Here is a 14166-nt window from a genome sequence, read left to right on the forward strand (position 1 = left end):
CCGGGGCTGGGCCCCGGTCCGCCCCCTCGTCGGGCGCGCGGCATGCCCGAGCGGGGATCGAAGGCGCCTCTCGCCCTTGCGCCTGCCTTGGTCTATACAGCGCCGGAACAGCCTTCGAAGGAGATCCGCTCATGCCGCAAGAACCCGATCCGGCCAAGCTGGCCGCCGCCCGCGCCGCGGTGGCCCTGGTCGAGGACGGCATGAAGCTGGGTCTCGGCACCGGCTCGACCGCCAGCATCATGGTCGAATTGCTGGGCGCCCGCGTGCAGGCCGAGGGTCTGAAGCTGCGCTGTGCGGCGACTTCGAAGACGACCGCCGATCTGGCCCTGCGCAACGGCATAGGCATCGAAAGCCTCGATCAGCTCGGCTGGCTCGACATGACCATCGACGGTGCCGACGAGGTCGATCCCGATCTGCATCTCGTCAAGGGCGGCGGCGGCGCGCATCTGCGCGAAAAGGTGGTGGCCGCCGCCAGTGACCGCATGGTGGTGATCGCCGATCCCGGCAAGATCGTCGATCAGCTGGGCAAGTTCCCCCTGCCGGTCGAGGTGCTGCAATTCGGCTTCGAGACGACGCGCAAGCTGATCCGCCGTGCGCTGGACGATCTGGGCCTTGGCGGACACGACGTCATGCACCGGCTGCGGGGCAGCGATCCCTGGCTGACCGACGAGGGCAACTGGATCCTGGATCTGCATCTGGATGCGATCCCCGAGCCGGTCGCGCTGGCCCATGCGCTGTCGGCCATTCCGGGCGTGGTCGAACATGGATTGTTCCTCGGCATGTGCGATCTGGCCATCATTGGCAAGGCTGATGGCAGCGTCGTGGAACTGAACCGCGACGCGGGCATGGATGCCGATTTCCTGGCCGGCGAGGGAGAGCAGTTCTGATGGGTTTCGATTACGATCTCTTCGTCATCGGCGGCGGCTCGGGCGGGGTGCGCGCGGCGCGCATCGCGGCGGGTGAACATGGCGCCAGGGTCGGACTGGCCGAGGAAAGCCGCATGGGCGGCACCTGCGTCATTCGCGGCTGCGTGCCCAAGAAGCTGATGATCTTTGCCAGTCAGGCCGGCTTGATGGCCGAGGAAATGCGCGGCTATGGCTGGAGCGATGCCGAGTCCGGTCGCTTTGACTGGCAGATCTTCCGCGAGAAACTGGATGCGGAACTGGACCGGTTGGAGCGCGCCTATACCACCAACGCCGAAAAGGCCGGGGTGACGATCCACCACCAGCGCGCCCGGCTGGCCGGCCATCACGAGGTGGAACTGGCCGATGGCACGCGGCTGAGCGCCAAGCACATCCTGATCGCCGCCGGCGGCCGGCCCGTCTGGCCGGGCATCGCGGGTCAGGAACTGGGGATGATCTCGGACGACCTGTTCTTGATGGAAACCCTGCCGCAGCGCGCGCTGATCGTCGGTGGCGGCTTCATCGCCTGCGAGTTTGCGACCATCCTGAACGGGCTGGGCGTCGATGTCATCCAGACCTATCGCGGCGACGCGGTGCTGCGCGGCTTCGATCTGGAAGCGCGCGAGATGGCGACGCGGCAGCTTCAGGATATCGGGATCGATCTGCGGCTGGGCCTGACGCCGTCGCGGCTGGACGAACGGAACGGCCGGATCGCGGTGCATTTTGCCGATGGCAGCCACGAAATCGTGGACCGGGTGATCTTTGCGACCGGGCGCGCGCCGCACAGCCAGGATCTGGGCCTGGAACGGACCGAGGTGACGCTGCGGGCGAACGGTGCCGTCGCGGTGGACGAATGGTCGCAGACCTCGGTTCCCTCGATCTTCGCGGTGGGTGATGTCACCGACCGGGTCAACCTGACCCCGGTCGCCATCCGCGAGGGGCACAGTTTCGCCGACACGATCTTCGGCGATGGCCCGCGCAAGGTCGATCACGGCATCGTCGCCAGCGCCGTCTATCTGCGCCCGCATGAACTGGGCACGGTCGGGCTGACCGAGGAACAGGCCCGCGTGGCGGGATCGGTCGATGTCTATGCAACCACCTTCAGACCGATGCGGTCGATGTTCGCCGGTTCGGACGCGCGCACGATGATGAAGCTGCTGGTCGAACCCGAGACCGACCGCGTGCTGGGCTGCCAGATCTTCGGCCCCGAGGCGGGCGAGATGATCCAGCTGGCCGCGATCCCGATCACCCTGGGCGCGACCAAGGCGCAGTTCGATGCAACCATCGCCGTCCATCCGACCGCGGCCGAGGAACTGGTGACGATGCGGCATCCGGTCCGCCGGCACCGGATCGAAACGATGGCGGTCTGACGGATGGAGGCGCGGCCCCGTGCCGCAGGCGGCCGGGGAAACCGGCTGGCCGGCAAGGGTTGACCATCGGCCCCGGCCCCTTAAGTGTCAGTCAGGGAAATTCATCGACGAAAGGAAGATCGAGCGCATGGCAAGTCAGGGCCCGTGGGGCGGCGGCGGAAATGGCGGCGGGGATGACGAGGATCGCGGCAAGCGCCCGTCGGACCGCCCCTGGGGCAACGATCAGCCGCCGAAGGGTCCGCGCCGGCCCGGCGGCGGCGAACAGATGCCCGAGATCGAGGAACTGATGAAGAAGGGCCAGGAACGTCTGCGCGTGCTGATGGGCGGGCGTGGCGGCGGCGGCGGCCGTCCGAACGGTTCGGGTCGCGGGCCGTCGGGGCCGGGCTTCGGCTTCAACCGCTCGACGTTGGTGCTGGGCGGGCTGGTCGCGCTTGGCCTGTGGGCCTTTGCCAGTTTCTACCGGGTCCAGACCAACGAGAAAAGCGTCGAATTCCTGTTCGGCCGCGCCGTTGCGGTGGGCAGCGAGGGTCTGAACTTTGCGCCCTGGCCTTTCGTCACCGCAGAAGTCGTCCCCGTCACCAATGAACGCGTGACCGAGATCGGCACCGGCCGGTCCGGTCCGATGGACAGCGGGCTGATGCTGACCCGCGACCAGAATATCGTGGACATGGAATATCAGGTCGTCTGGAACATCTCGGATCCCGAGAAATTCCTGTTCAACCTTGCCGATCCGGCCGACACGATCCGGGCGGTCGCCGAATCGGCCATGCGCGACATCATCGCGCGGTCGGAACTGGCGCCGATCCTGAACCGCGATCGCGGCTCCATCGCCAATGACCTGAAGGATGCGGTGCAGCGCACGCTGGACGCCTATCAGTCGGGGATCAACGTGGTCCGCGTCAACCTCGACCGGGCCGACCCGCCGGGCGAGGTGATCGACGCCTTCCGCGAGGTGCAGGCCGCGCAGCAGGAACGCGACCGGCTGGAGAAAGAGGCCGACGCCTATGCCAACCGCGTCCTGGCCCAGGCCCGCGGTGATGCCGCCGCGACGCTGGAACAGGCCGAGGGCTATCGCGCCGAGGCTGTCAACAACGCCCAGGGCGAGGCCGCGCGTTTCAATTCGATCTACGAGGAATATATCAAGGCCCCCGAGGTCACCCGCCGCCGGATGTATCTGGAAACAATGGAAAATGTTCTGGGAAGTGTGGACAAGGTCATCATCGGCGAGGGGATCGGCGGCGGCGCGAACGGATCGGGCGTGGTGCCCTATCTGCCGCTGGATCAGCTGCGGCGGCCATCCGGATCCGGTTCGGGTTCGGGCAATGGCGCCAGCCAGACCGACAATACCAATCGCAGCAACATGACGACCGGAGGGAATAACTGATGGCCGCCCGCAGACTGACCATTTCCGCGCTGGCGATCCCCGCGCTGATCGTCGTGGGCGTCGTCGCCATGTCCTCGATCTTCATTGTCGACGAACGCGAGAAGGCGCTGGTGCTGCGCCTTGGCCGGGTCGTCGATGTGCAAGAGCAGCCCGGCCTTGGCGTCAAGGTGCCGTTCCTCGACAACGTCGCGAAATACGACGATCGTATCCTGGGCCTGCCCACCTCGCCGCTGGAGGTGACACCGCTGGACGATCGGCGGCTGGTCGTCGACGCCTTCGCTCGCTGGCGGATCACCGACCCGGTGCGCTTCCGGCAGGCCGTCGGCACCGGCGGCATCCAGACCGCCCTTGGCCGGCTGGAGCCGATCGTCAACACCGCCATCCGCGAGGTTCTGGGTTCGGTTCCCTCGACCAGCGTGCTGTCGGATGACCGGACCGGGCTGATGAACCAGATCCGCGACGAGGCGCGCAACAATTCGACCGGCCTTGGCGTCGAGATCATCGACGTGCGCCTGACCCGGACCGATCTGCCCGAACAGAACCTGACCGCGACCTATGCCCGGATGCGGGCGGAACGTCAGCGCGAGGCGGCGGACGAGATTGCCCGTGGTGGAGAGGCCGCGCAGCGCATCCGCGCGGCTGCCGACCGGACCGTGGTCGAGCTGACCTCCGAAGCCCAGAAGCGCGCCTCGATCGTTCGCGGCGAGGCGGATGCGGAACGCAACGCAATCTATGCCGACGCGTTCGGCCGCGATCCGGAATTCTTTGCCTTCACGCGCTCGATGACCTCCTATGAACGCGCGCTGAAGGGCCAGAACAGCAGCATGGTGATCCAGCCCGACGGCGAGTTCTTCAGCTATCTGCGCGACGATGGCGCAAGCCGGGCCAATCCCGCCCCGGTGGCCACGCCGCCCGGTTCCTCGGCGCAAAGCAATGCCGCGCGCGGTGCCGATGGCGCAGCGACGACTGAGGAAGAGGATCTGGTGACGCCGACCGTGACCGACCGCGAAGGCAAGCCCCTGGGCGAAAGCGCGGGCGTCAAGCTGACACCGGTTCCCGAAAGCCTGGCCACCCCGCCCGAAAGGCCGTCCGAGGTGGTCCGCCCCATGACCGGGGGCTCGGCGACCGCCGATCAGCCCGCTGGCCAGACAGCGGCGCCCGAAACGACCCCGGGGGCTGGTGACGCTTCCGCCGGCGGGGCCGGGCAATCGTCTCAACCGCAGACGCCGGCACCCGCCGCGGCACCCGCCGAACAGACGCCCGCCGCCGATCCGGCGCCCGAGGCTGGCGGCAGTTCCGATACAGCGCGGCCCCGGAACGGAACCGCGGGGGACACGACCGGCGGCAATTGAGGCCGGGTGGCGGCGACAGAGAAGGACGGGGCGGATGCCGTGCGGCATTCGCCCTTTTTTCGTTTCCGCTCGACGCCGGTCCCGGATCCCCCTTCGCGTTCCCGCCGCGCGTGCCGCGCGGCTTCGCGCCCAGCGGCAGCGACCGGACCGGGCAGCGCCCGGTCCGTTTCCTTCCCCGGCATGGCGCCACGGATTTCTGGTATCATCGGCAGAATCGGTGCAGGATTGCGCGGATGGAACGGGGACGCGGGATGTTGAAACAAATGTCACGATCAGTTCACTTTGCGAGAGCGTGGTTTATTTGCAACTCGGAGGCGGATCCCGTTTGTATTCAGTCGAGTTCCGGGACGGCCTCGCCCCGGCGCAGTGATTGAATCAAGAGGACATCCATAATGAAAACGCCTTCCCCCAAGCATCTTCTGACCGCCTCTGCCCTGGCGCTGACCATAGGCCTTGGCGTGGCCGGCGCGCAGCAGAGCAACTCCGACGTCTCGCCGCAAGTCAGCCAGCAGGCGCAGGAAGCGGCGAACAACAACAAGCCTCTGGACACGACGGTTTCGCCGCAGCAATCGTCGCAGATGATGCCCGGCGGCTTTGCCGATCTGGTCGAGAAGGTCGCCCCCGCCGTCGTCAACATCACCACGACCTCGGTCGTGACCCAGCCGGCCGGCGGGCCGACCTTTCCCGAAGGCAGCCCGTTTTCCGAACTTTTCCGCGATTTCGGCTTTCAGGGCCAGCCTGGCGAACCCGGCCAGCCCGGGCAGCACGGTCAGCCGCGCCGGCAGATGCCGCAGCGATCGAATTCACTGGGTTCGGGCTTCGTGATTTCCGCCGACGGCTTCATCGTGACCAACAACCACGTCATCGACGGCGCCGACGAGATCGAGATCGAGCTATATTCCGGCAAGACCTTGCCCGCCAAGGTGGTGGGGACCGATCCCAATACCGACCTGGCGCTGCTGAAGGTGAACAGCGACAGCGCGCTGCCCTTCGTGAAGTTCGGCGATTCCGACAAGGCCCGCGTGGGCGACTGGGTCATGGCCCTCGGCAACCCGCTGGGGCAGGGGTTCTCGGCCTCGACCGGGATCGTCTCGGCGCGGAATCGCGAATTGTCGGGCACCTATGACGATTTTCTCCAGACCGACGCGGCGATCAACCGGGGCAATTCCGGGGGTCCGCTGTTCAACATGGATGGCGAGGTCATTGGCGTGAACACCGCGATCCTGTCGCCCAACGGCGGCTCGATCGGGATCGGTTTCTCGATGGCTTCCAACGTGGTCAGCGAAGTCATTAACCAGCTTCAGGAATATGGCGAGACCCGTCGCGGCTGGCTGGGCGTCAAGATCCAGGACGTGACCCCAGACATGGCCGAGGCGCTTGGACTGAAGGCCGATCGCGGTGCGATGGTCACCGATGTGCCTGACGGGCCGGCCAAGGATGCCGGGATGAAGGCAGGCGACGTGATCACCAGCTTCGACGGTCAGCCGGTCGAGGATACGCGCGGCTTGGTCAAGCGCGTGGCCGAGGCGCCGTCGGGCCAGGCGGTCGAGGTCGTCGTCCAGCGCGGCGACGGCGAGAAGACCCTGTCGGTGACGCTGGGTCGGCGCGAGACCGCCGTGGGCGGCAACAACGCCGATGGCGGCGCGACGCCGGACCAGGGTGGCAATCAGGAAATGCTGGGAATGAGCCTGGTGCCCCTGACGCCCGAAATCGCATCCCAGCTTGGCGCCGATCCCAGCACCAAGGGTTTGCTGATCGAGGCACTCGATCCCGAAGGCGTTGCCGCCGACAAGGGACTGGCCGCCGGTGACGTCATCACCGAGGCCAGCCAGCAGCCGGTCGCCAGCATCGCCGATCTGAAGGCCCGGATCGATGACGCCCGCAAGGCCGGCCGGAAATCCGTGCTGGTGCTGATCCGCCGCGAGGGCGAGCCCCGTTTTGTCGCCCTGCCGATCGGAGACGCGAAAAGCGACAGCCAGTAAGGCGGCTGAAAGAATTGCAAGGGGGCGGTCGGGCGGGCCGCCCCTTTCGCGTTTCGGGCGGTGGCGCCGACAGACGGCCCGGAAACGGCGCCACGGGCAAGGCCCGGCCTACTCCTTGGTGGCCGCGCCGTTGGCCAGTGGGCGGATGCGCAGGCGGGTGATGCGGTTTTCGCGACGGGTGACGACCTCGAACCGGTAGCCGTGGAACGAAAAGACCTGGCCCTGTTCCGGAATCGATTGCGCCATGTGGATGACCAGACCCGCGACGGTATTGGCCTCGTCATCGGGCAGGTTCCAGTCCAGTTGGCGGTTCAGGTCGCGGATGGTCATGCCGCCATCCACCGTGTAATCGCCCTGCGCATTGGGCGTCAGGGTCTGGTCGGCCTCGGTGTCGTGTTCATCCGCGATCTCGCCCACGATTTCTTCCAGGATATCCTCCAGCGTGATCAGGCCGCGCAGGGTGCCATATTCGTCCACGACCAGCGCAAAATGCGTGCGGCGCTTCAGGAATTCGCGCATCTGTTCGTCCAGCGCCGTGGTGTCGGGGATGAAATAGGGCTGCATCGCCACCGCCATGACGTCGAAGTTCCGCGCCGCCGCCGCGTCCCCGGCCTCGCGCACGGCGCGGTTGACGGCGCGCAACAGATCCTTGGCATGGACCACGCCCACCACGTTCTCGCGTTCGGTCTTGTAGACCGGCAGCCGCGTATGCGGGCTGGCCAGCACCCGGTCCAGGATTTCGCTGGGGGCCAGTTCGGCGTCGATCATCTGGATCTGCGAGCGGTGCAGCATGATCTCTTCGACGGTGCGGTTGCCCAGATCCAGCGCGCCCAGCAGCCGGTCGCGATCCTCTTTCTGAACTGCGCCCGCGGCGTGGCCGATGGACAGGGCGCCGGCGATTTCCTCTTGCACCGAAAACATGTGGGATCCGGGATCGGTCTTCAGCCCGAAAGCAGACAGGATGCCGCGCACGATCATGCGCACGATGGCCACGATGGGCGACAGGGCCCGCGTGACCCAGCGGATCGGCCGGGCGACCCGGCTGGCAAGCGTCTCGGGGCCGGAGATCGCGTAGGTCTTGGGCATCACCTCGGCGAAGATCAGCACCAGGACCGTCATCACCAGCGTGGCAATGGCGACGCCGCTGGATCCCAGAAGCCGCGTGAACATGGCCGTGGCGAGGCTGGCCGAGAGGATGTTGACGACATTGTTGCCCAGAAGGATCGCGCCGATCAGCTTTTCGCTGTCCTCGGTCACGTTCAGCGCGGCGATCGCGCCCGCATCGCCGCGATCGGCGCGCGAGCGAAGCTTGGACCGGCTGGCGGCCGTCAGCGCGGTCTCGGATCCCGAGAAGAAGGCGGACAGGGCCAGCAGGACCACGATGGCGGCGGCGGTCAGCCAGATGGCGGCGTCGAAACTAATCGGAGGGTCGTCCATGGTCCTGTCGGTCCTGGTTGGCGGGAAGGGATTCGTCCGGCGCCGGAACGCCGGCCAGCGGATGATGGTTCAGCACCAGATCGCGCATCCGCTCGTCCAGCACATGGGTATAGATTTCGGTGGTGCCCAGATCGGCATGGCCCAGAAGGGACTGGATGCTGCGCAGATCGGCGCCACCCTCCAGCAGATGGGTGGCAAAGGCATGGCGGATCACATGCGGCGTCACGCGGGACGGATCGACGCCCGCCCGGGCAGCCATGTCGTTCAGGATGCGCCCAAGGCCCTGCCTCGGCAGATGACCGGCGGCGCCGGGGGCGGGAAACAGCCAGCGCGCGCCTTTGTCGGCAATCGCCCGGCCCAGCGGGCTGGACCTGTCGGCCCGATCGCGGATCCGCAGCCATTCCGCAAGCGCCGTCCTGGCCGGTCCGGTCAGCGGGACCATGCGTTCCTTGCCGCCCTTGCCCCGGATCAGCAGCACGGCAGGATCGCCCCGGCAGGACGCGACCGGCAGCGCGACCAGTTCACTGACGCGCATTCCGGTGGCATAGAGCAGCTCGATCAGGCACCGGTTGCGGGTCCGATCAGTCCGGGTCCGGCCGATCTCGGGGGCGACCCGAAGCATGGCCTCGATCTCGGCCCGGTCCAGCGTCGCGGGCAGGCGGTGGGCGCGGCCGGGACCGGTGATGCGGATGGCCGGGTCGTCCTGGCGCCAACCCTCTTCCAGGGCAAAGCGGGTGAACTGGCGGATCGAGGACAGCCGCCTTGCGCGCGTGGCCCGCGACAGGCCCTGGGCGTCGCAATGGGCGAGATAGCTTTCGATCGTTTCGCGACCCAGTAGCGCCAGAGAGGATTCGCGCCGGGCCAGCCAGTCGGACAGATCGCGCAGATCGCGGCCATAGGCCAGCAGCGTATTGCGCGCGGCCCCGGCTTCGGCGGCCTGGGCGTCCAGAAAGGCCGAGATGGCGCGGTAATCGGGCGTCATTGCGGCGCTTTCGTCATCACCGGCAGCAGCGAAAGCTGCGCGGCGGCAAGATCGGCATCCGCCTCGAGGCCCAGTCCGCGCAAGACCGCCAGCCCGCGCCCGGCGCGGGCCAGATCACCATCAAGTCCGGCATCGATATCGGCCATCGCGGCCAGCAGCGCCTCGCCGCGCCGTTGGGCCGGAGGCGGGGTCTGACCGCTTAGAAGCACGGGATCGGTCGGCAGTGGCGTCGCGGCGGGCAGGCCTTGCCATTGGCGCAGCCAGCTCGCGACCTCGCCCGCGCGGCCTTCCAGGTTCGGCGGCAATTCGTCGGCCACCATCGCGGCCAGCACATCCGCCATGCCGGCCGCGCGGAACTGATCGAAGGCCGCCGGCAGGGCGGCGGCGGGATCGCCCTGTGCCAGGGCCGCCTCAAGCGTGCGCATGGCCCCGGCGCGTTCCCAGACCCCGCCCGAAGCCGGGGGTTTCTGTTCGGCATAGATCGCGCGCAGACGACCGGGGTCGATGGCGCCGATCCGGGCCAGACGCTCGGCCGCTTCCAGGCGCGTCTTCCAGCCATTATTGGCGCGCAGGTCGGACTGGGCGAAGGCGATGGGCAGGCCCAGGCTGGGCAGCGGCTGGCCGATCGCCTCGAAGATGCGGAAATTCAGCGGCGTCATCGGCTGCGACGGTTCCAGCACCTCGCCGCTATCGACGAAGGTATCGTCAAGGAAATGCTGCATCAGCAGCGCCTGATCGGCGGAAATCAGACGCAGGCGTTCGGCCCCGCTCAGGCTGATCGCGGCGGCGGCCCAGTCGCCGGTCTGGGCCAGGCAGAAGATGCGCGCGGCAAAGCTGGGCGCGATGCCGGGCGTGGTGTTCATGATGTCGCAGGCGCGGCTCTCGTCGCCCTCGAGCAGCGCGATATCGAACAGGCGGCGAAAGATCTGCGGATCGCCCGCGCCCGTCGCCATCAGCAGCGCCTGGGCCCGGTCCAGCGCGCCCATGTCCAGCAATCTGTCGGCCCGCGCCAGCAGCAGCTGCCCGCTTTCCACGGCAGCCGGGCCGGCACCGGTATCGGCACCGCTATCGGTATCGGCCGGAGCATCGGCGGGCCCGGGGATCGGCGGCGGCAATTGCGCGGTCAGCAGGCGCAGCATCAGCGCGGTCATCGCCGGCAGGCGCGCGGGCGTCTGTCGGATCGGATCCAGCAGATCGGCCGTCGCGCTGCCCTGCCACAGATCGGCGGGCAGACCCGCGCGGCGCGGCGATTGCGTGCCCGCCGCATCCGGATCGCCATGGCCAAGCCGCGTCACCTGAACCTGCCCGACCGAGCCGGAAGGGGCCACCGGGCGCGGATTTCCGGCCGCGCCTTCCACACCGGGCGGCGGTTTCTGCCCCGGCCGCCAGGACGAACTTTCGCGCGGCGGCGCCTTCAGGCTGCCCGACAGCCAGTCGCTTGCCGACAGGGGCTGTTGCTGGGCGGCGGCAGGCAGGCCCAGCATCAGCGCCAGGGTCGCGCCGCGCATCAGGCGAAAGGAAAGGTCTCTAGTCACCGGAACCGCCCATGGTCGGGATCGGTTTGCGGACTTCCTGTCGGTCGGCCTGCATGTCGCCGAAATAGGCGTAACCGACCAGCCCGAACAGAGCCGCCAGAATCAGCACCACCAGAACCTTGATCAACCGCATCGAATCTTGCCTCGCTCGCCGTGAAATTTCGTGTCTTTCGGCCGGTCTTTCGCCCGCTCGGCCTGAATATATATGGCAATTTCCGAAAGATCACGCCATTCAGTCAGCCCAGAACAGGGGAGACGGGAATGGCGCAGCGTCTGGGTCGGCATATTCTGCTGATCGGCATGATGGGGGCGGGCAAAACCGCCGTGGGCCATGAACTGGCCCGCCGTCTGCGCGTGCCCTTCACCGATTCCGATACCGAGATCGAGGCCGCCGCGGCGATGACCATCTCGGAAATCTTCGCCCGCGACGGCGAGGCCTTCTTCCGCGACCGCGAATCACAGGTCATCGCGCGAATCCTGGGTCAGGGACCGGGCGTGATCTCGACCGGGGGCGGGGCCTGGATGCAGGCGCGCAATCGCGAGATGATCCGCCGGCGGGCCATGTCGGTCTGGCTGAATTGCGATCTGGAGATCCTGTGGCATCGGGTGCGGCAACGCGCGACCCGGCCGTTGTTGCAGACCGCCGATCCCAAGGGCACGCTGGAGCATCTGCTGGCGCAGCGCGCACCGGTCTATGCGATGGCGGACCTGGACTTTCGGGTCCGCTCGGGCGACAGCATCGAACAATCCGCGACCCGGCTGTTGCAGGCGATCCGCCACGCCGATGCCGACCTTTTGCAGGAGACGAAATGACTGTCGCCGAAGACCCTGTTGCCGTTCATGTGCCGCTGGGCGCGCGTGCCTACGAGGTGCGCATCGGCGCGGGTCTGATCAGACGCGCGGGGGCCGAGATCGCGCCGCTGCTGATCCGCCCGCGTCTGGCCGTCGTCACCGACGAAAATGTCGCGCGCCTGCACCTGGCGACGTTTCGCGACGCGCTCTCGGCGGCGGGCATCGCCTGCGAGGCGCTGGTGCTGCCGGCGGGCGAGGGCACCAAAAGCTGGCCGCACCTGACCCGCGTGGTGGAATGGCTGCTGGAAAACCGGATCGAACGACGCGATATGGTGGTCGCGTTCGGCGGCGGCGTGATCGGCGATCTGGTGGGTTTCGCGGCCGCGATCCTTCGGCGCGGAGTGCGCTTCGTCCAGGTCCCGACGTCGTTGCTGGCGCAGGTCGACAGCAGTGTCGGCGGCAAGACCGGTATCAACTCCGCCCATGGCAAGAACCTGATCGGCGCCTTCCACCAGCCGGCGCTGGTCTTGGCCGATATCGCGCTGCTGGACAGCCTGGAGACGCGCGATTTTCTGGCCGGCTATGGCGAGGTGGCGAAATACGGGCTGCTGGGGGACGCGGATTTCTTCGCCTGGCTCGAAACGAATGCGTCGCGGCTGCGATCCGATCCGGCGGCACGGCAACACGCGGTGGCCCATTCGGTGGCGATGAAGGCCGCCATCGTCAGCCGCGACGAGACCGAGCAGGGTGAGCGCGCGCTTTTGAACCTGGGCCACACCTTCGGACACGCGCTGGAAGCCGCGACCGGATATTCCGGCCGGTTGCTGCATGGCGAGGGGGTGGCGATCGGCTGCGCGTTGGCCTTCGATCTGTCGGCGCGGATGGGGCTGTGCAGCCAGGAGGCGCCATCGCGGGTGGCCCAGCATCTGCGGCAGATGGGGATGCCCGCGCGCCTGTCGGAGATTCCGGGCGATCTGCCCGATGATGCGGCGCTGGTCGCGCTGATGGGGCAGGACAAGAAGGTGCTGGACGGGCGGCTTCGCTTTGTCCTGGCCCGCGATATCGGCGCGGCTTTCGTCTGCGACCAGGTTCCGGGCGATCTGCTGCGCCAATTGTTGCGCGAATCCCGCGACGGGTAGTGGGGGCGCCGGTCCCGACGGCGAAACGGCGGGCACGGTCGGCAAGCCGGGGGGCGAAGCCGCGCCAGCCTGCGCCAGCCTGCGCCGGGACGCGGCGTCAGACGACTTCGCGGCCCGCCAGGATCGCCCGCACCATGTCATCGGCAAGATCGGTCGTGGTGCGATCCTCGGCCTCGGCGCGTTGCAGCAGCGTCTGCATCCGCCCGGCGATGGCCTCAAGGCGGGACTGCCGCCAGGCGTCGTCCTGTCCGTGGATTTCGCTGGCGACGCTGATGATCCCGCCGGCATTGACGACGTAGTCGGGCAGATAGACGACGCCGCGCCGGTGCAGTCGGGCCGCGATGCCGGGCGTCGCAAGCTGGTTGTTGGCCGCGCCGCAGATCAGCCGCGCTTGCAGCCTGTCGGCGGCATCCGGCGTCAGCACGCCGCCCAGGGCGCAGGGCGCAAGGATCTCGGCCGGCTGATCGAAGACCGCGCCCGCCGCGCAGATCCGGGCCCCCAGCCGCCTGCCGGCATCGGCCAGCGCCGGTGCGTGGATGTCGGTGACGATCAGGTCCGCGCCCGCCCGATGCAGTTTTTCGGCCAGAGACAGCCCGACATGGCCCAGCCCCTGGACCAGCACCCGGCGCCCGGCCAGATCGTCGCTGCCAAAGACGTGCCGCGCGCCGACCCGAAGACAGCGGAACACGCCCTCGGCTGTCCAGGGCGAGGGATCGCCCGAGCCCTGCGACAATCCGACGGCATAGCGCGTCTCTTGCGCGGCCAGGGCCATGTCGTCGGGCGAAACGCCGACGTCTTCTGCGGTATAGTAGAGGCCGCCCAGGGTCTCGACCGCGCGGCCGAAGGCACGCATCATCGCAGGTGACTTGTCGCGTCGCGCGTCGCCGATGATGACCGCCTTGCCGCCGCCCAGCCCCAGCCCGGCCATCGCGTTCTTCGATGTCATCCCGGCCGCGAGCCGCGTCACATCAGCGATCGCCTCGGCATCACTGGCATAGGGCCACATCCGGCAGCCTCCGGCCGCGGGGCCCAGCACCGTCGAATGAAGACAGATCAGCGCCCGCAGACCGGCCTCGGGCGCCTCGGCCAGGACCAGCCTCTCGAAGCCCCGGGGCGGGTCCAGATCCCGTGTCGTGACATCCATGTTCGGTTCCTCCCATCTCGCGCGATCCCGGATGACGGATCGACATGGACGGTCAGAAACGCCGCGAAAGACGGTATTGCAAGCCAGGGATCATCTGCAAAGATCGTGGCCGGAACGCGCAATTTGCAAAAGGCCGGATTGGCGAGC

At 67.9% G+C, this 14166-nt stretch carries 11 protein-coding genes and 1 pseudogene; 7 read left to right on the plus strand and 5 right to left on the minus strand.

Features of this window, described 5'->3' with window-relative positions; all coding sequences use genetic code 11:
- The first annotated feature begins 131 nt into the window (after positions 1-131).
- The 5 genes and pseudogenes from rpiA (at position 132) to B4L36_RS03705 (ending at position 6990) form a co-directional block, all read left to right on the plus strand.
- Positions 132-887 carry a ribose-5-phosphate isomerase RpiA gene (gene rpiA, locus B4L36_RS03685; protein ID WP_292952544.1) on the plus strand — a complete coding sequence of 252 codons (756 nt, stop codon included), beginning with the start codon at positions 132-134 and terminating at the stop codon, positions 885-887.
- A complete protein-coding gene (gene gorA / locus B4L36_RS03690; protein ID WP_292952547.1) occupies positions 887-2272 on the plus strand; it encodes a glutathione-disulfide reductase in 1386 nt (461 codons plus the stop codon). Before rpiA ends, gorA begins: the two co-directional genes overlap by 1 nt.
- Positions 2273-2399: 127 nt before the next feature.
- Positions 2400-3656, plus strand: coding sequence for an FtsH protease activity modulator HflK (gene hflK, locus B4L36_RS03695; protein WP_292952550.1), 1257 nt, complete (start codon positions 2400-2402; stop codon positions 3654-3656).
- Between the two features lie 14 nt (positions 3657-3670).
- Positions 3671-4636: pseudogene (gene hflC, locus B4L36_RS03700) on the plus strand (protease modulator HflC); the annotation flags it as partial.
- A 764-nt stretch (positions 4637-5400) separates the two neighbouring features.
- Complete coding sequence (locus B4L36_RS03705) at positions 5401-6990, plus strand: Do family serine endopeptidase (RefSeq protein ID WP_414692133.1); 1590 nt, start codon at positions 5401-5403, stop codon at positions 6988-6990.
- Between the two features lie 108 nt (positions 6991-7098).
- Here the strand turns inward: B4L36_RS03705 and B4L36_RS03710 are convergent, their stop codons facing one another.
- Genes B4L36_RS03710 through B4L36_RS03725 form a run of 4 tightly spaced genes read right to left on the minus strand, consistent with a single transcriptional unit; the run spans position 7099 to position 11077 of the window.
- On the minus strand, positions 7099-8427 hold the full coding sequence (locus tag B4L36_RS03710; protein WP_292952553.1) for an HlyC/CorC family transporter: 1329 nt from the start codon (positions 8425-8427) through the stop codon (positions 7099-7101).
- Positions 8408-9409: a tyrosine recombinase gene (locus tag B4L36_RS03715; protein WP_292952556.1), complete on the minus strand. Its 1002-nt coding sequence runs from the start codon at positions 9407-9409 to the stop codon at positions 8408-8410. Before B4L36_RS03715 ends, B4L36_RS03710 begins: the two co-directional genes overlap by 20 nt.
- Positions 9406-10944, minus strand: coding sequence for a hypothetical protein (locus B4L36_RS03720; protein ID WP_292952559.1), 1539 nt, complete (start codon positions 10942-10944; stop codon positions 9406-9408). The genes B4L36_RS03715 and B4L36_RS03720 overlap by 4 nt, the downstream gene beginning before the upstream one ends.
- Entirely contained in the window at positions 10937-11077 is a 141-nt protein-coding gene (locus tag B4L36_RS03725; RefSeq protein WP_292952562.1) for a hypothetical protein, read from the minus strand. The genes B4L36_RS03720 and B4L36_RS03725 overlap by 8 nt, the downstream gene beginning before the upstream one ends.
- A 128-nt stretch (positions 11078-11205) precedes the next feature.
- Here B4L36_RS03725 and B4L36_RS03730 point away from each other — a divergent pair, with 128 nt between their 5' ends.
- Both B4L36_RS03730 and aroB read left to right on the plus strand, forming a co-directional pair.
- On the plus strand, positions 11206-11757 hold the full coding sequence (locus B4L36_RS03730) for a shikimate kinase (RefSeq protein WP_292952565.1): 552 nt from the start codon (positions 11206-11208) through the stop codon (positions 11755-11757).
- Complete coding sequence (gene aroB, locus B4L36_RS03735) at positions 11754-12875, plus strand: 3-dehydroquinate synthase (protein ID WP_292952568.1); 1122 nt, start codon at positions 11754-11756, stop codon at positions 12873-12875. The genes B4L36_RS03730 and aroB overlap by 4 nt, the downstream gene beginning before the upstream one ends.
- A gap of 97 nt (positions 12876-12972) precedes the next feature.
- On the opposite strand, the gene B4L36_RS03740 is transcribed toward aroB, so the two are convergent.
- On the minus strand, positions 12973-14019 hold the full coding sequence (locus B4L36_RS03740) for a Leu/Phe/Val dehydrogenase (RefSeq protein WP_292952571.1): 1047 nt from the start codon (positions 14017-14019) through the stop codon (positions 12973-12975).
- Positions 14020-14166: the final 147 nt, after the last annotated feature.

Origin of the sequence: Paracoccus sp. UBA889 (assembly GCA_002294185.1) — a bacterium.
Lineage (GTDB): Bacteria > Pseudomonadota > Alphaproteobacteria > Rhodobacterales > Rhodobacteraceae > Paracoccus.